The 19,452-nt window shown below is 46.2% G+C and carries 27 protein-coding genes, 1 tRNA gene and 1 pseudogene; 26 read left to right on the top strand and 3 right to left on the bottom strand.

Annotation, left to right across the window (positions count from 1 at the left end; genetic code table 11):
- The first annotated feature begins 106 nt into the window (after window positions 1-106).
- From LKD36_RS01540 to secD, 4 genes are all read left to right on the top strand, one after another.
- Window positions 107-481: a TIGR04086 family membrane protein gene (locus LKD36_RS01540; RefSeq protein WP_118768936.1), complete on the top strand. Its 375-nt coding sequence runs from the start codon at window positions 107-109 to the stop codon at window positions 479-481.
- 121 nt (window positions 482-602) lie between these two features.
- On the top strand, window positions 603-746 hold the full coding sequence (scfA, locus tag LKD36_RS01535) for a six-cysteine ranthipeptide SCIFF (RefSeq protein WP_118768937.1): 144 nt from the start codon (window positions 603-605) through the stop codon (window positions 744-746).
- Window positions 747-835: 89 nt separating this feature from the next.
- Entirely contained in the window at window positions 836-2,218 is a 1,383-nt protein-coding gene (gene scfB / locus LKD36_RS01530; RefSeq protein ID WP_308458407.1) for a thioether cross-link-forming SCIFF peptide maturase, read from the top strand.
- Complete coding sequence (secD, locus tag LKD36_RS01525; RefSeq protein WP_118768939.1) at window positions 2,205-4,352, top strand: protein translocase subunit SecD; 2,148 nt, start codon at window positions 2,205-2,207, stop codon at window positions 4,350-4,352. The genes scfB and secD overlap by 14 nt, the downstream gene beginning before the upstream one ends.
- Before the next feature lie 161 nt (window positions 4,353-4,513).
- Here secD and LKD36_RS01520 read toward each other — a convergent pair whose 3' ends face one another.
- The 3 genes from LKD36_RS01520 to LKD36_RS01510 form a co-directional block, all read right to left on the bottom strand.
- Window positions 4,514-5,551 carry a tyrosine-type recombinase/integrase gene (locus LKD36_RS01520; protein ID WP_308458406.1) on the bottom strand — a complete coding sequence of 346 codons (1,038 nt, stop codon included), beginning with the start codon at window positions 5,549-5,551 and terminating at the stop codon, window positions 4,514-4,516.
- Between the two features lie 415 nt (window positions 5,552-5,966).
- Entirely contained in the window at window positions 5,967-6,431 is a 465-nt protein-coding gene (locus tag LKD36_RS01515; protein WP_308458405.1) for a helix-turn-helix domain-containing protein, read from the bottom strand.
- Between the two features lie 182 nt (window positions 6,432-6,613).
- Window positions 6,614-7,003, bottom strand: coding sequence for an SWIM zinc finger family protein (locus tag LKD36_RS01510; RefSeq protein ID WP_118438441.1), 390 nt, complete (start codon window positions 7,001-7,003; stop codon window positions 6,614-6,616).
- A gap of 86 nt (window positions 7,004-7,089) precedes the next feature.
- Between LKD36_RS01510 and LKD36_RS01505 the strand changes: the two genes are divergently transcribed.
- From LKD36_RS01505 to LKD36_RS01400, 22 genes and pseudogenes are all read left to right on the top strand, one after another.
- Window positions 7,090-7,611, top strand: coding sequence for a hypothetical protein (locus LKD36_RS01505; RefSeq protein WP_308458404.1), 522 nt, complete (start codon window positions 7,090-7,092; stop codon window positions 7,609-7,611).
- A gap of 326 nt (window positions 7,612-7,937) precedes the next feature.
- Window positions 7,938-8,024: transfer RNA gene (locus tag LKD36_RS01500), tRNA-Trp, on the top strand.
- A gap of 43 nt (window positions 8,025-8,067) precedes the next feature.
- Entirely contained in the window at window positions 8,068-8,247 is a 180-nt protein-coding gene (locus LKD36_RS01495; RefSeq protein ID WP_308458403.1) for a hypothetical protein, read from the top strand.
- 99 nt (window positions 8,248-8,346) lie between these two features.
- Entirely contained in the window at window positions 8,347-8,787 is a 441-nt protein-coding gene (locus LKD36_RS01490; protein WP_308458402.1) for a helix-turn-helix domain-containing protein, read from the top strand.
- Complete coding sequence (locus LKD36_RS01485) at window positions 8,774-9,316, top strand: cell wall hydrolase (protein ID WP_308458400.1); 543 nt, start codon at window positions 8,774-8,776, stop codon at window positions 9,314-9,316. Before LKD36_RS01490 ends, LKD36_RS01485 begins: the two co-directional genes overlap by 14 nt.
- The gene (locus tag LKD36_RS01480) at window positions 9,313-9,690 is read left to right on the top strand and encodes a hypothetical protein (protein ID WP_308458399.1); all 378 of its coding nucleotides are present in this window, start codon (window positions 9,313-9,315) and stop codon (window positions 9,688-9,690) included. Before LKD36_RS01485 ends, LKD36_RS01480 begins: the two co-directional genes overlap by 4 nt.
- Before the next feature lie 62 nt (window positions 9,691-9,752).
- Window positions 9,753-10,133: a hypothetical protein gene (locus tag LKD36_RS01475; protein ID WP_308458398.1), complete on the top strand. Its 381-nt coding sequence runs from the start codon at window positions 9,753-9,755 to the stop codon at window positions 10,131-10,133.
- Between the two features lie 115 nt (window positions 10,134-10,248).
- A pseudogene (locus tag LKD36_RS01470) lies at window positions 10,249-10,995 on the top strand (SNF2-related protein); the annotation flags it as partial.
- A complete protein-coding gene (locus LKD36_RS01465) occupies window positions 10,978-11,538 on the top strand; it encodes a C-terminal helicase domain-containing protein (RefSeq protein ID WP_308458576.1) in 561 nt (186 codons plus the stop codon). The pseudogene LKD36_RS01470 and the gene LKD36_RS01465, both read left to right, overlap by 18 nt.
- 10 nt (window positions 11,539-11,548) lie before the next feature.
- A complete protein-coding gene (locus LKD36_RS01460) occupies window positions 11,549-12,040 on the top strand; it encodes a gp33 family protein (RefSeq protein ID WP_308458397.1) in 492 nt (163 codons plus the stop codon).
- 2 nt (window positions 12,041-12,042) lie between these two features.
- Entirely contained in the window at window positions 12,043-12,600 is a 558-nt protein-coding gene (locus tag LKD36_RS01455) for a hypothetical protein (RefSeq protein WP_308458396.1), read from the top strand.
- Window positions 12,600-12,863 (top strand): hypothetical protein, encoded by a 264-nt coding sequence (locus LKD36_RS01450; RefSeq protein ID WP_308458395.1) that lies wholly within the window; start codon window positions 12,600-12,602, stop codon window positions 12,861-12,863. The genes LKD36_RS01455 and LKD36_RS01450 overlap by 1 nt, the downstream gene beginning before the upstream one ends.
- A 3-nt stretch (window positions 12,864-12,866) precedes the next feature.
- On the top strand, window positions 12,867-13,655 hold the full coding sequence (locus LKD36_RS01445; protein WP_308458394.1) for a hypothetical protein: 789 nt from the start codon (window positions 12,867-12,869) through the stop codon (window positions 13,653-13,655).
- Window positions 13,656-13,709: 54 nt separating this feature from the next.
- Window positions 13,710-14,072: a DUF7768 domain-containing protein gene (locus tag LKD36_RS01440; RefSeq protein WP_308458393.1), complete on the top strand. Its 363-nt coding sequence runs from the start codon at window positions 13,710-13,712 to the stop codon at window positions 14,070-14,072.
- Window positions 14,069-16,798 carry a DUF927 domain-containing protein gene (locus tag LKD36_RS01435; protein ID WP_308458392.1) on the top strand — a complete coding sequence of 910 codons (2,730 nt, stop codon included), beginning with the start codon at window positions 14,069-14,071 and terminating at the stop codon, window positions 16,796-16,798. Before LKD36_RS01440 ends, LKD36_RS01435 begins: the two co-directional genes overlap by 4 nt.
- 317 nt (window positions 16,799-17,115) lie before the next feature.
- Entirely contained in the window at window positions 17,116-17,535 is a 420-nt protein-coding gene (locus LKD36_RS01430) for a hypothetical protein (RefSeq protein WP_308458391.1), read from the top strand.
- Window positions 17,528-18,115 (top strand): hydrolase, encoded by a 588-nt coding sequence (locus tag LKD36_RS01425; protein ID WP_308458390.1) that lies wholly within the window; start codon window positions 17,528-17,530, stop codon window positions 18,113-18,115. Before LKD36_RS01430 ends, LKD36_RS01425 begins: the two co-directional genes overlap by 8 nt.
- A 2-nt stretch (window positions 18,116-18,117) precedes the next feature.
- Window positions 18,118-18,582, top strand: a complete 465-nt coding sequence (locus LKD36_RS01420; protein ID WP_308458389.1) for an ASCH domain-containing protein — start codon at window positions 18,118-18,120, stop codon at window positions 18,580-18,582.
- Window positions 18,579-18,758, top strand: coding sequence for a hypothetical protein (locus LKD36_RS01415; protein ID WP_308458388.1), 180 nt, complete (start codon window positions 18,579-18,581; stop codon window positions 18,756-18,758). Before LKD36_RS01420 ends, LKD36_RS01415 begins: the two co-directional genes overlap by 4 nt.
- Window positions 18,745-18,924 (top strand): Lar family restriction alleviation protein, encoded by a 180-nt coding sequence (locus tag LKD36_RS01410; protein ID WP_308458387.1) that lies wholly within the window; start codon window positions 18,745-18,747, stop codon window positions 18,922-18,924. The genes LKD36_RS01415 and LKD36_RS01410 overlap by 14 nt, the downstream gene beginning before the upstream one ends.
- A complete protein-coding gene (locus LKD36_RS01405) occupies window positions 18,924-19,220 on the top strand; it encodes a hypothetical protein (RefSeq protein WP_308458386.1) in 297 nt (98 codons plus the stop codon). Before LKD36_RS01410 ends, LKD36_RS01405 begins: the two co-directional genes overlap by 1 nt.
- The gene (locus LKD36_RS01400; protein WP_308458385.1) at window positions 19,195-19,440 is read left to right on the top strand and encodes a hypothetical protein; all 246 of its coding nucleotides are present in this window, start codon (window positions 19,195-19,197) and stop codon (window positions 19,438-19,440) included. The genes LKD36_RS01405 and LKD36_RS01400 overlap by 26 nt, the downstream gene beginning before the upstream one ends.
- Window positions 19,441-19,452 lie beyond the last annotated feature (12 nt).

The following is a 19,452-nucleotide window of genomic DNA, read 5'->3' as shown; positions in this document are numbered from 1 at the left end:
GTCTAATATACGCTATTTTCCTGATGATTGCAAGAAAAAAAGCATAATCCGGACAGGACGGACATATAAATAGCGTAGAAAATCAGGAGTTCACAGGAGGAAGTCTATGAAATATCCGGTTACATATATCAGCCAGTCTCTGAAAATGATGAGGGCGCTGCTTGTATCTTATGTGGTGACAGCGCTTTTTCTGCTGCTGACAGCTGCCTTAGTGTATCGTGCAGGTCTGGATGAGAGCAAGGTACAGATCGCCGTCATCCTGATCTATATTGTTTCCTGTTTTCTGGGTGGGTTCCTTGCAGGAAAGATGATGAAAACCAGAAAATTTTTGTGGGGAGGCCTGCTTGGATTTTTGTATTTTGCAGTGATGCTGCTGGTATCGGTGGCGGTCAATCAGGAGTTTGGAGATGCCGTGACAGGAGTAATGACAACTTTCGTGATCTGTACCGTGTCCGGCATGGCAGGCGGTATGTGCGCGTAGCTACAGTGGGGCTGTCATTTTTGACTGCGCAGCAGTTGCGAAACACTGCTTGACGCATTCTTATCCTGTGTGGTATACTCATACCAGTTATGTAGAACTGTAAATTAAGGAGGACGAGACAATGAAACACGTTAAAACTTTAAATACTCAGACCTTACAGAATACCATGAAAAAAGGCGGATGCGGCGAGTGCCAGACTTCCTGCCAGTCTGCATGTAAGACTTCCTGCACTGTAGGAAATCAGACCTGTGAGAATCACAAATAAGGAAATTTAGAGTTTACGAGTAAGCAGCGGCTCCCGTCGCTGCTTATTTTACGTATGGAATTTGAATTAGAAAGAGGAACTGAAAAACAATGGTTCACCAGTATAAAAATAATGGTTATAACATCCTGCTGGATGTGAACAGCGGATCCGTCCATGTGGTGGATGATCTGATTTATGATATGATCCCTTATTATAAGGAAAAGGGACTGGAGGAGACCGTGAATCTCCTGAAGGACAAGTACCCGGAGCAGGATATCCGGGAGGCAGCTGAGGATCTTGACGAGCTGATCAAGGAAGGAAAGCTGTATACAGAGGATATTTATGAAAATTATATTCACGATATTGTAGCTGCCAAGAAGCCGGTCGTGAAGGCGCTGTGTCTGCACATTGCCCATGACTGCAACCTGGCCTGTCGCTACTGCTTTGCAGAGGAGGGTGAGTACCATGGACGCCGTGCCCTCATGAGCTATGAGGTAGGAAAGAAAGCACTGGATTTCCTCATTGCGAACTCCGGTAACAGACGAAACTTGGAAGTGGATTTCTTCGGCGGCGAGCCCCTTATGAACTGGCAGGTAGTAAAGGATCTGGTTGCTTACGGACGTGAGCAGGAGAAGATCCACAACAAGAATTTCCGTTTTACACTGACAACCAACGGTGTGCTTCTGAATGATGAGGTACAGGAGTTTGTGAACAAAGAGATGAGCAACGTAGTGCTCAGTATTGACGGAAGAAAAGAAGTGCATGACTACATGAGACCGTTCCGCAATGGCCGCGGCAGCTATGATCTGATACTTCCGAAATTTGATAAGCTGGCAGAAAGCCGGAATCAGGAGAAATATTATGTCCGTGGAACCTTTACCCGGAATAACAAGGATTTCTCCAACGACGTCCTGCATCTGGCAGATCTGGGATTCAAACAGATCTCCGTGGAACCGGTAGTCGGAAGTGACGAAGAAGAGTACGCACTGCGGGAGGAAGATCTTCCGGAAATCTTTGCTGAATATGATAAACTGGCAGCAGAGATGGTAAAGCGTTATCATACGGATAAAGAATTTAATTTCTTCCATTTTATGCTGGATCTGACCGGCGGCCCCTGTGTGGCAAAACGTCTGTCAGGATGTGGTTCAGGCACAGAGTATCTGGCAGTCACTCCATGGGGAGATCTGTATCCCTGCCATCAGTTCGTAGGCGAGGAAAAATACCTCATGGGAAATGTGGACGAGGGACTGAAACGTACAGACATCCGTGATGAGTTCAAAGAATGTAATGTGTACTCTAAGGAAAAGTGCCGGAACTGCTTCGCAAAATTCTACTGCAGCGGCGGATGTGCGGCAAACTCCTATAAATTCCACGGCTCCATTAATGACGCTTACGATATCAGCTGTGAACTGGAGCGCAAGCGTGTGGAGTGCGCAATCATGATCAAGGCCGCAGAGGCGGAGAAAGATGAGGCAAGAAATGAAGAAAAGTAGAGCAGTTGTCACTTTGCTGGTGACCATTGCCATTACGGCAATTCTGTTGTTCACCTCGGCAGTAGGCTGGGGCGCTGACGGAGCAGGTTCAGCAAAAGACATCAAACTGGGACTCGATCTGGCAGGTGGTGTCAGCATTACCTATCAGGCCGTTGGTGACGAAGCACCGTCTGTAGAAGATATGGCAGATACGGTGTATAAACTTCAGAAGCGTGTAGAAGGCTACAGTACTGAGGCTGAGGTTTACCAGGAAGGTTCCGACCGTATCAATATTGAGATTCCGGGTGTCAGTGATGCAAATGCCATTCTGGCAGAGCTTGGAAAACCAGGTTCTCTGCAGTTCACGACTTCTGATGGAACGGTAGTTCTGGAAGGAACCGATGTAGCAGATGCACAGGCTGGTTCCACTTCTGACGAGATGACACAGGCAAGAAAGTACATTGTAGAACTTACCCTGACGGATGACGGTGCAAAGAAATTTGCCGAGGCAACCCAGGCAAATCTCGGAAAGCAGATCGCCATTGTCTATGACGGCGATGTTATCAGTGCTCCGACCGTACAGTCTGCAATTACAGATGGCAGATGCCAGATCACCGGAGATTTTACTTACGAAGAAGCCGATCAGCTGGCTTCCACCATCCGTATCGGTTCCCTTTCCCTGGAACTGCAGGAGCTGCGTTCTAATGTGGTAGGAGCAAAGCTGGGAGCAGAAGCAATTCATACCAGTTTAATTGCAGGTGTGATCGGATTTGCACTGGTTGTTCTGTTCATGATTGCCATTTACAGAATTATGGGACTTGCATCCGGCATAGCACTGACTTCTTATGTAGGTATCGTTCTGGTACTGTTGAATGGATTCCAGATGACCCTGACCCTGCCGGGTATTGCAGGTATCATCCTTTCCATCGGTATGGCGGTGGATGCCAATGTTATTATCTTTACACGTATTCGTGAGGAGATTGCAGCAGGCAAGACTGTCAAATCCGCTATGAAGATCGGTTACCAGAAAGCCCTTTCCGCAATTGTGGATGGTAACATTACCACCCTGATTGCAGCAGCGGTACTGGCAATCAAAGGTTCCGGAAGTGTGAAGGGATTTGCACAGACTCTGGCACTTGGTATTGTTGTTTCCATGTTTACCGCACTGGTAGTATCCAAGCTGGTGATGAATGCACTGTATGCCCTTGGTATGAAAGATGTAAAATGGTACGGCACCTTCAAAGAGAGACAGCCGATCAATTTTGTTGGCAAGAAAAAGATCTGGTTCTCTGTATCTGTTCTGGTCATTGTAGCCGGACTGGCTTATATGGGGATCAATGCAGGCTCCGGCAAAGGCGCGCTGGCATACAGCCTGGAGTTCAAGGGTGGTACTTCCACAACGGTAGAGTTTAACGATGACATGACCATCCAGGAGATTGAACAGAATGTAGTTCCGGTTGTGGCAGAAGTTACCGGAGACAATGATATTCAGACCCAGAAGGTGGCAGGAACCACTCAGGTGGTTATCAAGACCAAAGAGCTGGATCTTGACAAACGTACAGAACTGGACGAGAAGCTGACGGAGGCATTTGATCTGAGCGATACAGCAATCACCGCAGAGAATATCAGCGGGGCCATCAGTCAGGAAGTAAAACATGATGCGATTATTTCCGTGATCATCGCAACAATCTTTATGCTGATTTATATCTGGATTCGGTTTAAGGATGTAAGATTCGCAACCAGTGCAGTTGCTGCACTGCTGCATGATGTTCTGGTAGTACTTGTATTTTACGGAGCAGCCAGAATCTCTGTTGGAAATACCTTCATTGCCTGCATGCTGACTATTGTTGGTTATTCTATCAATGCAACCATCGTTATTTTTGACCGTATCCGTGAGAACCTGGCAGAGATGAAACGGAAAGATACGCTGGAGGATGTGGTAAATAACAGTATTACCCAGACACTGACCAGAAGTATTTTCACTTCCCTGACCACCTTTATCATGGTCGCTGTTCTCTATGTCATGGGAGTTGCTTCCGTGAAAGAGTTCGCACTGCCGCTGATGGTAGGTATTGCCTGCGGAGCTTATTCTTCCGTATGCATCACCGGTCCGCTGTGGTATGTCATGAAAACAAAACTGGTAAAGAAACAGTAACAGAAATGTAGATGAGGCAGGAGCTTTGGCTCCTGCCTTTTTTGTCCCTGGCATTTGAAATATTAAGATTAATTAAAAGCAGAAAATCCATATTTCCTTGAAATTACGGGAAATATGGATTTTCGTGTTACTAATTTGTTACTAGTTCAGCCAAAATTTTATTATTTCAGCAGCTCGATTGTCTCTCTGAGCTGTTCGATTGTCTTATGGTTATAAACCCTGTTCCCGACATCGTTCGACTTATGTCCCATGATCAGATCAATACATTTTTTATTGGCTTTCTCATTATCAAGCCTCGTTTCCACCGTGTGTCGGGCGGCATGGGGAGTCTTGGTTTCATCTTCTGGATCAATGCCAATCAGCGGCAGAGTATCTTTCCATAGCTTGTAGAAACGAGACTGAGGAACACGCTTCCCGTTTTCTGAGATCAGATATTCCCCGGGTTGTTCCATCAGCTCTTTGACGATAGGCCGGATCCGGGAATGGATGGGAACAATTCTGCCTCTTCCTGCAGCGGATTTCACGCCATTCTGAAAATACAGTTCATCCATGTTCACCTGGTCTTTCTTCATACCGAGAAGCTCCGTCAGACGGAACCCGGTATACATATACAGGAGCATGATATTTACCCAGGCTTGCCCCTGAAGCTTCCAGAGAGCTTCGATCTGTTCATCACTGAACGGAGTCCTGGCTTCCTTTTCAGAAGGGGAGAGAGTGACTGTGGTGATCTGGGAATACATCTTTTCAATGATGTCCATCTCATATGCAAACTTATCCAGATGGCTCCACAGATTCTTTACAGAGTTCTGAGCAGAGTAGCTGCTCACACAGTTATCAATGGTATCCTGCATATGGTATGCTTTGATATTTCTGTATTTCATTCCATAGTATTTTGAACAGCGCTTGTAGGATGCCTGCAGAGCGTACTGCAGGGAGCTGCCAAGCTTCGGTTTTTTCACAGCCGCCCACTGCTGATACAGATCAGCCAGGGTGATTTTATTCCTTTCAATGTTCCATGGATTATTATTATACTTGGCCAGAAGGATATTCCCTTCTTCTTCGGTGGCAGCGTATCCGACCGGAACCTGCCTGCCGTTGCCATCCGCGTCATACTGTGTCACTTTCACAATCCATGGTTTCGATCTATTTCCTTTCAGTCTGGTAACAGACCCATATCCATTCGGATTCCTTCTTCCCACTGTGTTTGACTTCCTTTCAAAATTTTACTTGTGCGATGAAGCCATGCAGTGTATAATAACATCGTATCATAGAGCTATGTTATCCCGATCACCGCGTGGTCTCGTAACATGGAAAGCCAATCCGCCGCATCACGCCAATGGTGCGGCGGATTCTTCTTTTCTCAATTTCTTTCATGCTTTCCTCTATTTCCCGCTAAAAAATCAATGAGTAAAAAAGTATAATAGAGATTCGTGCCCAGCCTTTCGGTACAACAGAAAGGTGGGATTTGCCATGTCTATTAAATACATAAGATACAAAGAACATACCGTTTACGCATTATATTATCGTTCCAACGACACTCTTTATTACAACTTGGCATTTACTGGACCGACAAAAATCTACTATATTCTCTAACCCAACCGAAGGTGCTGGGCACTATCCAATGATGCGATCAGTATCAGAATCCGGGTCTACCGGCGGATAGTTCGCTTCCAGTTCTTCCGGAGTTCCGGGAATCAGCTCTGACAGAGCATCCGGACTCTCATTCAACGCAGCAGCAACGGCTTTGAAATATTCAATGACTCCCTGCTGATATTCCGGCTTCAAATTCAGAAACTTTTCCACAACTACATATGCAGTCTGATCCAGATGGTATTCTGCAGCCAATGCATCCAGCGCAGATCTGGGACTCGGATTGAACATCTCACCTGTGCCTGTTCGGAGCCAGGTCTCGTTGACGTTGAATTCTCGGCAGATGAGCGTGATAACAGTATCAGTAGGTTCATTTCTTCCAGTTTCATATTGAGCAACGGTGTTTTGCTTAATTCCAATTCGCTCAGCAAAAGCTGCCTGAGTCATATCCAAATACTGCTTTCTTAATTTTTTGATTCGATCTTTCAACTTTTACACCTCCTTTCATAGACAATATAGCACATGAATATCTCTGTTTCAAGAAATAAAATCACGAAAACAATAAAAAATCACAAAATCCATAAAAATATATTGACAATATGGAAAATGAGACTTATTATTATCGCAGAAACAATAAATAAAAAGCCCCGGTATAAAACCGGGGCAGGAAGTTACTTTTCTAATGCTTTTGCAATAGCAGCGAACTTTTCAGCAGAAATAGCGCCTTCGCAATAGAGCTTCCGGTAACGATCAACTTCGTTTGGAATTTCTTTTTTGAAAGCTTTTTCAGCAGCAGGATTTTTTGCTGGCGGACCATCAAAGAGTCCAAGCTTCATTGCAAGACGATACATATGCTTACAAGGTTTCCTATCTTTGAAACTACCACAGGTACAATCATTGAGAGTTACCTTGTATGGTTCCGCGCCAGAGCCAGAAATCAAAGCACTTTCAGTATTCGGATCAAGCGTAATATCTGAATCTTTGATTTTAAGGGCATTAGCAATTTTAGTAACTTGTTTCGGGTCGAAGTGTAGAGCTTCATCCCAGTTTCCAAAAGTCATAGTAAAATTCCTCCTTTCTTGAATGCTATCTACATTGTAGCACAAGGAGGATATGAAAAGGACAACAGAAAGTGAGGTCAAATAATATGAGAGTTGAAGAAATTGCATTAAGGCAGGAAATAAGACAGATGATCAGCGAGGCCGGTATCAATAAGAACACCATACAGGAAATGGCCGAGCAGATTTTCAAAAAGGAAATCAGGGAGAGATTTGATAAATCATTTCATGAAAAAGCCGATTCGATGATAGAGAGAACACTTACATCGTATAAGGGCAAGGATTTATTAAAAGAAGCATTGAAAGGCGTTGTAGAAGATCAGATTACAGTTATCGCCTCTGCTACCGTAAATGAAGGCCCACTGAGACGATGGCATTCGGTTGATAAAGAGTTACCGAAAGACGAAAAACGGTATCTTGTGACTCTTGAAAAAACTTATGGAACACCGGATAGATTTCTCAGTATTGCAAACTATTTGAAATTTGATGGTGAAGCATATTGGCACGATATCCAGTATGGTTATCTTGGTTGGGATAAATATACCAATGGAGCTGGGGGAACAAAGGTATATAAGGTGATAGCCTGGATGCCGCTTCCAAAACCATACTAAGGAGAAGATCAAACATGCTATCAGATAACAAAATAAATTTGATGATGATGGAGAATTTCGTACAAGTAATTCTGTAAATGACATAAAAACAGCTATGGAAGACTGGAACAAAAGGGCATAACAACACGGCGCTGGATCCAAAGGTGAATCAGAATCCTCCACATCTTCCGGTTCGATCCCGGCCAGCGTCATTTGATCGGTTGCGCCCGATCGCTCATTCGGAAGGGCTACCCTGTTATAAACATTTTAAAGTGTTCTTTTCCTTTGCACAGGGGAAAAAGACTATTCCGAAAGCACCGAAGAGTTGTGTCCTCTTTTGGTGCTAAGAGTCAGTAGCTTATTGGCAAGAGCATTTCAACCAATGTGCGCACAAACAGGTATGAAAGGTTCGGGTTCGATTCCCGACTGACTCATCAGGTAGCAAATACCTGAAACTATAGAGAGGAGGAAACCTGAATGAAGACAATGGAAAAAACCACTTTCACCGAGGAGCAGATGAAGGGAGCACGGCAGCTTTGCGGCATCTTGAATGAGACTTCCGGTGATAAGAAGAGTGTCTTCCTGGCAATTGCGAATGCCTATATGGACGGCATGGCAACAGGAGTAGCCGTTGCAGCAGCAGGCACACTTAAATGATCAGCTGCGGGAGAGGCGGCGGATTGGCTTTCCAAGTTATGAGACGGTACAACAATATGCTTTCCGCTTTGGCGGGCGGGAGGAGAACGGAGGTGGCATATGACCGAATTCAGTGAAAAGCTCCGGGCAGCAATGAAGGAAAGGAATATCAATCAGGTACAGCTGGCCGGGCTGACCGGGAAATGCAAGGCAACAGTCAGCCAGTGGTTATCCGGAAAGCAGACACCGACAGAAGACGGACAGGCAAGGATTGCACAGGCCATGGGACTCCCGGAAGACTATTTCTGGAAAGAAGGATCTGTGATCCATCTGGTGAAGAAAGCCGGAACAATTGAGAAGCTGCTGCCAAAGGATGCAGCGAGGCTACTTGGGATATCCGTTAAATCGGTCAGCATCGGATTGCAGCAGGGTGTGTTCCCATGGGGATATGGTATCAACACAGGCCGGAGCTGGGTGTACCTCATCAATGCCCGGAGGTTTGCAGAGATTGAAGGCATCGATCTTGGACAGAAAGGAGAAAGCACCAATGTATCGACATAGCATAAGACTGTTTCTGGCGGCAGTAGGGACGGCTGCTCTGGCAGCTGCGATGGATCCGGGAATGCCGGTGGCAGCAAGGGTAAGGATTGTTCCGTCAGAAACACAGCTCGTTCCGTCAGAAGAGCCGATGGACCACTATGTGCCGGAAGGATGGAGCGAGGAAGAAAGTCATCTGCTCATGAAAATAGCCATGGCAGAGGCAGAGGGCGAAGACACAAATGGCAAAGCGCTGGTTATGTGTGTGGTCCTGAACCGGGTAGAGAGCATCCGGTTTCCGGATACGATCTACGATGTGATCTTTGATGATGGAGCTTTTACCTCGGTCACCAATGGCCGGTATGACAGAGTGGAACCGGATACAGATTGCTATGCAGCGCTTGATCTGGTAAAGGATGGCTGGGATGGAACAGACGGCGCATTGTACTTTGAACGTACCACGGATGAGGAGACCTGGCATAGCCGGAACCTGGACAAGCTCTTTGCCTATGGCAATCATACATTCTACATAGAAAGAGGCGATGACGAATGAAAATGAAACTGGATAACGGGACTCTGATCATCGCGGACTGTGATGGAATGCAGTTCAACATTATTAAGAGCTGGAACAAAATGAAATGGAACCGGAGCCGTCAGTGGTTGGAAGGTCCTTGTACCGGAGAACTGTTGAACCGACTTGCCGGACTGGTACGATTGCCTGCATCCATAGAAGCAGAGCGGCAGCACATTAACCGGATCGCGCTTGCAGTCGATCTGGAAAGGATGAAAGAAGCGCCTGTGCCGTTGTACAAATATCCGGTGAAGTTCCCACTCTTCAAACATCAGGTCCGTGGAGCCAATATGGCACTGATCACATTCGGATTGATTGATCCGCCAGAAGTCCCGGAGCAGGAAAAGGATCCATGAAGAGGACACACTGCAGATGAAGACATTGATTATTTTATGAAAATAGTGAACGGAGAAATCGAATGGTAAAGATTAGAATTCAGAACATAGATGATGATGGAAACATCGTAACTGATGAAACACTTGAAGGTAAAACACTGTATTTTATCCTGAACAAAGAGATCAAAAGAAACGGAAGGAAAATTTCTTTTAATGGAAATACAGGATTTTGTGGCAGAGCAATCCCAGATATTTTTATTGGAGAATCTTGGTGTCGTAATATTGTCACAATTATTAAAAGACAGTGTGGCGGTAAAGATCTGGAAACAGCGTTTCAGTTATTTAATCTTTCAGAAATGCTTAAGCAGGAGAGCGATAATCTGGTTCATGAGGTCATTAAAGCAAGGAATCCGGATGAATTGATTCCTAAAGATGTTATGGATTTTATTATGAAACGCAAGTAATACACAACATTTAGCAGAGAAGGGGAGTGATGTAATGCCTATGAATAATAATTATCAGCCAGGAAAAGGTTTTGGATTCTTGTTTGAAATGGGCTGCTAAGGTGGAAAAACCTTAACAGCTATTGCCGTTGCAGGCGCAGCCTATCAGATGGGAGCAATTGAGACTGTTCTGATTGTAGCACCGACATCGGTGTGTGCCGTATGGCCGAAGGAATTTGAGGATGCAGCAACATTTAAATTCAAGGTAAATGTTTTACTTGGAGATAAGAAGCAGCGACTCCGGGAGTTGGAAGCCCTGAAAGCCTTTCCATTTAAGGCTTTGAAGGTGGCCGTTATCAACTATGAAAGCACATGGCGGGAAGAAATCTTTGAAGCGCTGCTGGATTGGAAACCGGATATGGTGATCGCAGATGAGAGTCAGAGAATTAAGTCCCATGATGCACAGCAGAGCAAGGCCATGCATAAGCTCGGTGACGTTGCAAAGTATAAGCTGATTCTTTCCGGAACACCTGTACAAAACAATGCCATTGATATTTTCAGTCAGTACCGGTTTCTAGATCCGACGGTGTTCGGCATGAATTTCTATGCATTCCGGAACCGGTATGCGATCATGGGAGGTTTCAGTAACAGGCAGATCGTAAGCTACAAAGATCTGGATGAGCTGATCAAAAAAGAGCACTCTATCGCGTATAGAGTCACAAAGGAAGAGGCGCTGGATCTTCCAGAACAGACTTTTATCACCCGGAACATCCGGATGAATACCAAAGACAGGAACCTGTATGACCAGATCAGGAGAAACAGCTTTGCAGAGCTGGAATCCGGCGGCCAGATCACAGCACCGACTGTGCTTACTAAGCTGCTGCGGTTGCAGCAATTCACCGGAGGGTTCATTCAGGCAGATGAGGGAGACAAGCCGGAGCTGGTATTCAGAGGAAAGCTGGATGCGTTGGAGGATATTCTGGAAGATTACGTTATCGAGGCAGAAAAGAAGCTTGTGGTATTCTGTCGGTTTCGTCCGGAGATTGATCTAATTCAGAGGCTTCTGGACAGACGGAAGATCCGGTACTGCAGTATCTACGGAGATATTAAGATCGATGACCGCGGTGACATCGTAAAGGAGTTTCAGACTAACCCAAAGGTGAAAGTATTTCTGGCCCAGATCGATACCGCAGGTCTTGGAATTACTCTGACGGCCGCTGATACCTGTGTGTATTATTCCGTCAATTTCAATTATGCAGCATACAGTCAGAGTCTTGCCCGGATTCACAGAATCGGACAGCGGAACCGCTGCACATACATTCATCTGGTAGTTGAAAAGACTATCGATGAAACGGTGCTGAAAGCACTGGCTAAAAAGGAAGACCTGGCAAAGACAGTCGTTGATGACTGGAAGCAATTCTTTTAGGAGGAAAATCATGGAATCACAGTTGGACAGAAAAGTCAGAGAGTATCAAAGACTGCTTGACCGTAAAGCGGAGCTTGATATGCAGACAAAGGAAAACAATGCAGCAAAAGAAGCGCTGGAGCAGGAAATCTGCCGGATGATGGTGGATGAGGAAAAGCCGAACACTATTGTGGATGGGTTCAGTTACAGCCTGTCACAGAAGGTTATGTATTCCAAAAAATCAGAGGAGGATCTGGCAAAACTTCAGAAAGAAACCGGTATTTCTTTCTTTGATACGCTGCGGGATCAGGGGCTTGGAGACATTATTGTTGAGACGGTCAATGCCAGAACGTTACAGAGTACAGTAGCATCTATGCAGGCAGAGCTTGAAGAGAACGGTGAGGAACTTCCGGAAGAGCTTGCTCAGTGTCTGAATATCTATGAAAAGCTGACAATTACAAAGAGAAAGGCCAATACCAAAGCTTTAGAAAGAGCAAAGAAATCTAAAAAACAGGAGGAATAAGTATGGCAGAGTATGAGCAGATGGAAATGGATATCCGACTCGACAGTGAGCGGGATCTGAAAGATAACCTGGTGAAGGTGATTCAGTTTACTTACAACAACCAGGAACGGGAGCGAGAAGAGAGTGGTAGTCTTGCACCTGTGCGGAATAAAAATGAGGGTTACGGCATTGCAGCGGCGGCGTATACCCGCATTGTGAAATGTGAAAAGGACCTGAAAGGTGGTATGAATGATTATCTTACCAAATTGCAGGTGGATGGTGATGCAGCCATCAAGGAATGCAGCATGTTATATGATGCGGCATTAAATGTAGCAATGAATTCCATCAAGATGGCAGCAGATATGACCCGGATTCTGAATGATCTCTATTATGGCAGTGATTCCCAAAAGACTCCGCTGGAGGACGCTTTTGACGATGAAGAGGATGATTCAGAAGACGACTTCGAGGAAGCCGGTGCGACGGATGCAGAGGCTTCGGAGATGCAGGATGAGGAAGTCAGCACTGAAAATGAAAACAGCGAACGTGAGGCTCGTGAGAGCGCAGAGGAGGATGAGGAGTAATGGGAATCCGAATTGAAAGAAAAGAGATCGTAACAGTGAAAGACGATCTTGAGAATGCGCTTATAAAAGGTGATCCTATCATGATCAGAATGCAGGGGCAGGATGTGGTGTGCCGGTTCATGGGAATGAAGAATGGATATTTTGTAACGGAAACACTGGACGGTGCAAACGAAAATAAATATCGTGCAGGAAGCATTGAAGCATGTAAACGAATATCCGGAATCCGTGAATGGCCGGAAATTGAAGCTAAGAAGGAGGCATAAGTGATGGCAAACGAAGTTGCAGTAGTAAACAATTTTAATCTGGTGACTCTGGCAGATAGTGATCTGGCAGCAGCCATTGCAGAAGAGATGGACGGTCTTGGAACATTGCCATATGACCGGGTCAAGATTCCTTCTGGTGGTGGACTTGCCTTTGAGATTCCGGGAGAAGATGAGGATAATCCGGAAAGTAGTACAGAGCTGGTGGGCGTGATCCTGTTCCACCATGCAGTCAATGGTTACTGGAAAGAGAAGTTTGCAGGTGGAAATGAAAAGCCGGATTGCAGCAGCTTTGATGGCAAGACAGGTACCGATGCTGAAACTGGAGAGATCAAAAGCTGTGCCGACTGCCCATTCAACCAGTTTGGTTCAGATGAAGATGGTAGAGGAAAAGCTTGCAAGAATGTACATAGAATCTACATGTTAAGAGAGGATAATCCGGTTCCGTTGATTCTTTCCCTTCCGCCTACTTCCCTGAAGTATATGAGAGATTACATCGGCAAGAGAATCCTCCTGAAAGGCATGCGTTGTTATGAGGCGGTTACAAAGATTACTTTGAAGAAAGAAAAGAGTGCCGGCGGCATTGCATACAGCCGGGCAGTGTTTAGCTTTGTAGGAAAGCTGGATTCGGAAAAAGCAGCAGCGGCAAAAGCTATGGCTGACACGATCAAACAGCAGGATCGCAATATTGACATCGATAACAGTGACTATGACACTGAGGATGCAGCACCAGCAAATGCCAATGATGGTTTTATGGAGGTTCCGGACAATCCGGAGAAGCTGCCATTTGATTAAAGGACGGAGGGGGACGCAAAATAAAGGCGTCCCCCCTTGTGGATGGAGGACATTATGGAACGGATTTATATCATCTCTCGGTTCCGGGCAAACACGGAAAAAGAACAGAAATTCAACTGTGATGTTGCAAGGTATGTATGCCGGCAGATCGCAGCGGCCGGAGGTATTCCTGTAGCACCCCATCTTTTCTATACGCAGTTTCTGGATGACAGCTTCGAGGATGACCGGGAACGCGGAATTGAAATGGGACTGAATGATTTACGGCGATCCAATGAATATCTTCTGGTTCTGGTAGACGGAAAGCTAAGCTCCGGCATGAAAAGAGAACTGGCAGAAGCAGCACGATTGAATATGCGCGGACATATTATTTCCGTAACCCACGAGAAAATGAGACAGGCAATGAAGGTGGTTCGATGAATGCAGAACAGCTCAACATAGATGATTTTGTTGATTATGCAGCTGAATACAGAAACATGCTGAAAAATTTCAGTATGACCGGTGACCGGATCATGGGACGGTGTCCGTTTCATGATGACCGGCAGGATTCCTTCACCGCAGATGCGAAAACCGGCATGTGCCATTGCTTTGCCGGATGTATTGATGGCAATTTCATCAGTTTTTGGAGCAAATTCTACAACACAGATACCAAAACAGCATATAAGCAAATTCTTGATAAGTACGGAAAGCTGGAAGATTCACCGGAGCAGAAGCCAGAGAAACCGAAGATGAAGGACTACACCTTATCAGAGTATTCCTTCAGTAAGCACCTTCCGGAAGAGTTTCTGAAAGAGGTGTGCCTGGCTTCCACCGGGAAAGACCGGGATGGTGTGCGCTGGCTGAAACTCCCGTATAAAAGGGAGGATGGTAAAACGGATGTCTTCCGAAAGCGGTATGGCGGTAAGGAGTTTCGCTGGAGCTATGGCAGCAGCGGGAAGTTGTGCCTGTACGGAGAATGGCGGTTACCGGAGATCCAGAAAAACGGTTATGCCGTATTGGTCGAGGGAGAGTCCGATACACAGACCTTGTGGTATTTGAACATTGCGGCTCTTGGTGTACCGGGAGCCAGCAATTTCAAAGCCAGGATGGTGCCGAAGCTGGAAGGTCTGAAGATCTACCTTCATGTGGAGCCGGACAAGGGCGGAGAGACTTTTCTGGAAAAGGTATGCAGGATTCTTCACGAAGAGGAGTTTTCCGGGGATGTCTTCACATGGAGCTGCAGGCAGTTCGGTGTGAAAGACCCATCTGAGCTATACCTGAGAGATGGTGAGGAAAAGGCAGCCGAAGAGATACAGGCGGCCATCCAGGGAGCAAAGCGGATGGATTTGAGTAAGGTCCATGACGTTATCCCGGAAGCAGTCAAGGGAGCTCCGGTGAACCTCCGGCAGCCGGAAGGCTGGCTGTATTCAGAAAAAGGAATCAGCCATATCGAAGAACGCAAGGCGACCCCGACGCTGGTGTGCCGGACCCCGATCATTCTGACGCAGCGTCTGAAAAGCATGGAGACCGGAGAAGAGAAGATCGAGATCGCGTTTAAGAGGGATGGAGAATGGCACAAGGCAATCTATCCCCGCAGCACGATCTTTACAAGCCGTAGCATCACCGCCCTGGCAGATCTGGGATGCACGATTACATCAGAGAACGCGAAGATGGTGGTGCGCTTCCTGGAAGCCCTGGAGGCAGAAAACATCGATGTGATCACAAAGGCAGACTCTGCTTCCACCTTTGGATGGCAGACAGGCGGGAGATTCCTTCCGGGACATGGGGACGATATCGTGCTGGATATTGAGCCGTCCCTCAGGGGATGGGCGGCAGCATACCATGCCAATGGAACGTTTGAAGGATGGAAAGATACCATGCGGCCCCACCGGGAGCGGGACAAGTTCCGGTTCATTCTGGCAGCCAGCTTTGCAGCACCGCTGCTGCGGATTCTGTCACAGCGAATTTTTTTCGTATACAACTGGGGCGGATCCAAGGGCGGAAAAACAGCAGCACTGAAAGCAGCGTTGTCAGCATGGGGAGATCCGGAGCGACTGATGGTCAATTTTAATGCAACGCAGGTGGCATTGGAGCGGATGGCAGGGTTTTACAATGATCTTCCGATGGGAATTGATGAGCGGCAGCTGGCCGGACAGAAGCAGGAAAGCCTTGAAAAGATCGTGTACATGATTGCATCCGGTACCGGCCGGGCACGAGGCAGCAAGGGCGGTGGTCTGCAGGCACTGAATACCTGGCGGACCGTAGCGCTGGCAACCGGTGAGGAGCCGTTATCTACGGAGACATCCCAGACAGGTGTGAGCACGCGTGTGCTTGAGATCTACGGCGGGCCGTTTGATGTTGAGCAGGAAGCGAGCATGATGCACCAGCAGGCACCATTGAACTGTGGCTGGGCAGGACCGGAGTTTATCCGGCGGGTGTTGAGCACGGATGAGCTGAGCATCAAAGATCAGTATGATCGAATGGTTGAGCAGGTATATCAGCTGGCGGACGGCACCAGTGGCAGCCACATTGCCGGAATCAGCGCAGTGGCACTGGCAGATGCGATGATTGATACCTGGATTTTCAAGCCTGCTGCGGAGCGCAGCAACATACCGGGCGAAAAGGCAACTCTTGAAATTGATCAGGAATCATGGAATCGAGCATTGAAGATGGCACGGACTATCATTCAGGAACAGATGGCAGCAGGTGTGGCGGATGTCAATGAGAATGCCACTCAGTTCATCGTAGACTGGATTCTGTCCAACCGGCAGTATTTTGGGGATAAGGTGATCGGCACCTGCCTCGGAACCATGAGCACAGATCAGGAAAAGGCATACATATATCCGACGATTCTGAATAATGCGCTGACAAAAGCCGGATACAGTCCGCGGAAGACGCTTAAGTATCTGGCAGACAAGGGAATCATTGCAAGCTTAGAGAAAAAGAATGGCGGGAAAGTTTATAGCATAACTAAATGGTTTGACAATCGGACTTGCAGGTTTGTGGAATTTGATCTGAAACGATTCTCCAGACCGGTGGATCCGCTGGATGAAGAGGAAGCAGCAGCGGAAAGAGACCATCCGGCGCAGGATGCAGACGGTTTCACGCAGATGGAGCTGGATCAGGGAAATCCTTTTGAATCTGCGGAACCGCAATTACCGTATTAGTATGCCGATTTCCTAACACCTAAAAATTAGGTGTTAGGTTAGGTGTTAGGTTAGGTGTTAGGTAAAAAAGCCCGGAATTTCAACGTTTTATACACCTATTTTATATTCCTTACATCCTAACACCTATTTTATAGGTTATATATGGAGCGTTGTGTGCATCACTTTTCACTGCACATGTAAAAAGTTTAGGTATATTTTCAGAAATTAGGTGTTAGGTGTCAGGAATGGGAAAAAATCCCGGAAATTCAACGTTTTTTCCTAACACCTAAGGAAAATGCATAGGTGTTAGGAAGAATAGGTGTCAGGAAGGAGAGCTAATGGAAAAAACAGAACAATCCTTGAAAAAATTAGAAAAAACGCTGGAAAGATACCAGAAAAACAAGACGCTGGTATCACCGGATCTTCTGGAAGGAGTTTACAAGATCTCTTTTTTTAAACTAAAGATACAGTTGGCAAAAGAGACGACGGATTATGTACGCAACTATTGCTATGAAGGGTTGAAAGTGTTCCAGTCGGAAAGCCAGGCATTGAAGCAGCAAGCTCAGGAGGAGATAGAAAAGTCAGGTATCGAGGAAGAACTTAGAAAGGCAGCGTTTGAAGAATATGACCTGCAGAAGATTCAGCAGCTCGCAGAGCAGCACAGACAACAGGTCCTGAAGATATATGATGCATATTTTCAGAGTCATACAGAAGCCGAGAAGGCAATGTTAATGAGAGAGGAGAACAAGAATGGGTAAACGTATGGAAAATGTTAATGAATTTGAGACCATTATGAGTTTAGTTGAGAGAGAAGGCAAGGATGAACTGATGGAGTATATCAGAAACAGTGATTTCTATATGGCTCCGGCCAGCACCAGATTCCATCTGAGTGCTGAAGGAGGACTGCTTCAGCACAGTCTGAATGTATATCATTGTCTGATGGCAAAGCGCGATAGTGATATATGGGGAGGAATTTTGGAATCTGCAGGAAAGGACAGCCTTGCAATTGTTTCCCTGTTCCATGATATTTGTAAAACCGGCTTTTACACCACGGAACTCCGGTGGAGAAAGGACAGCAATAACCGCTGGGAGCAGTACCCGGTATATGCGATTGATGATCAGATGCCATATGGACACGGAGAAAAATCAGTAATGATGATCGAAAAGTTCATGAAGTTAAAGGATTATGAAAAGTTTGCGATCCGCTGGCACATGGGATATTCAGAGCCGGCAGCGTTATATCCGCAGGTTGGAAAGGCAATGGAGATGTACCCGCTGACGTTGGCATTGCATGAAGCAGATCTGGAGGCCGCCAAGATTCTGGAAGTGGAGAAATAGATATGAAGGCATTGAGCATCTGGCAGCCATGGGCACAGCTGCTGGCCACCGGAGTAAAGCATGATGAGACGCGATCTTGGGGAACGAAGTACCGCGGCCCGATCTTGATCCACGCAGCAAAGAGGCAGCTGGATTACACTTCAGAGTTTATAGAACTTCACAGAAGTCCTTTTTACAAGTATTTCAAAGTTATGGGATTTGGAACCTATGAAAATATTCTGAAACTGCCGTACGGTGCCATCATCGGCATGGCGGAACTGGTTGACTGTAAAAAGATTGATCAAACCTATCATGATTTTGTGAGAGATTTCTGCCATTCAGATTATGCATTCGGGAATTTTACCGTAGGCCGGTATGCCTGGAGAATGGAGAAGCCAGTGTTATTTGATGCACCGATTCCAGCAAAAGGGAAGCAGGGACTTTGGGAATGGGAAGGAGAACTTCCGGAGCTGCGGAAAGGACAATGAGTATGTACTGTGATGGAAATTGCGAATTTCTGGATAAGAAACGCAAGAAATGCAAAGCGGACGGAACGATTATTGCAGTTATGAAAGTGAAAGGAAAGACCCTTTCCTATGACTGCTATGATCATATTGTAGGATGCGTGAAAGACAGGGAGGGCAAAGCTGATGGAGAATCTTAAACCGTGCCCGTTCTGCGGAAAAACACCAAAAATCGAATATTGGTCAAGTGGAGGAATGATGTATATGGTAAAGTGCAACAATCCTGATTGTCCTGTGCCGGTAGTGTCTTATCCGGCAGGACATAACCTGAGTGAGGTAATTTCCGAATGGAACAGGAGGCAGTGATGAGCGGTAAATATGTAAGAGTAGATGATGTGATGGAACTCATAAATACTTCTAATCGTGGATCCTGTGATTACTTTATCGTAGATCAGATTGAAGAATTATGCAGATCAGAAAAAATATACGATCTGGACAAAGTTGTGGCAGAGCTGGAAAAGCTGGCGGACAAAGCAAATGACAAAATCCTAGAAGCTGGTGAACTACAGTTATACTACGATGGATATGAAGATGGCATGCGAAAGGCGGTTGAAGTTGTGAAAGGCGGTGGAGTAGATGGAGAGATTGACAAAATGGATTGATGACGGCGAGAAAAGACAGGCTATTCCAGATCCAGAAATAAGATCAAACGGACATGGTAAGTGCTGCAATAAGCTGGCAGCGCCTGAAGATCTGGAAGAACAGGGACTGCTTTTACGGTTGCCATACCGGGAATCAGAGGAACAGAGTGAGAAACGCAGCAGTAAGATGTCAGAGGCAATGGTGGATTTCATCCGGCGTCGTTTCATGACCAGACAGTAAGGGAGGTTGACA

This window comes from Hominiventricola filiformis (assembly GCF_020686965.1).
Lineage (GTDB): Bacteria > Bacillota > Clostridia > Lachnospirales > Lachnospiraceae > Hominiventricola > Hominiventricola filiformis.
This window is presented reverse-complemented; position numbering and strand designations above follow the sequence as displayed.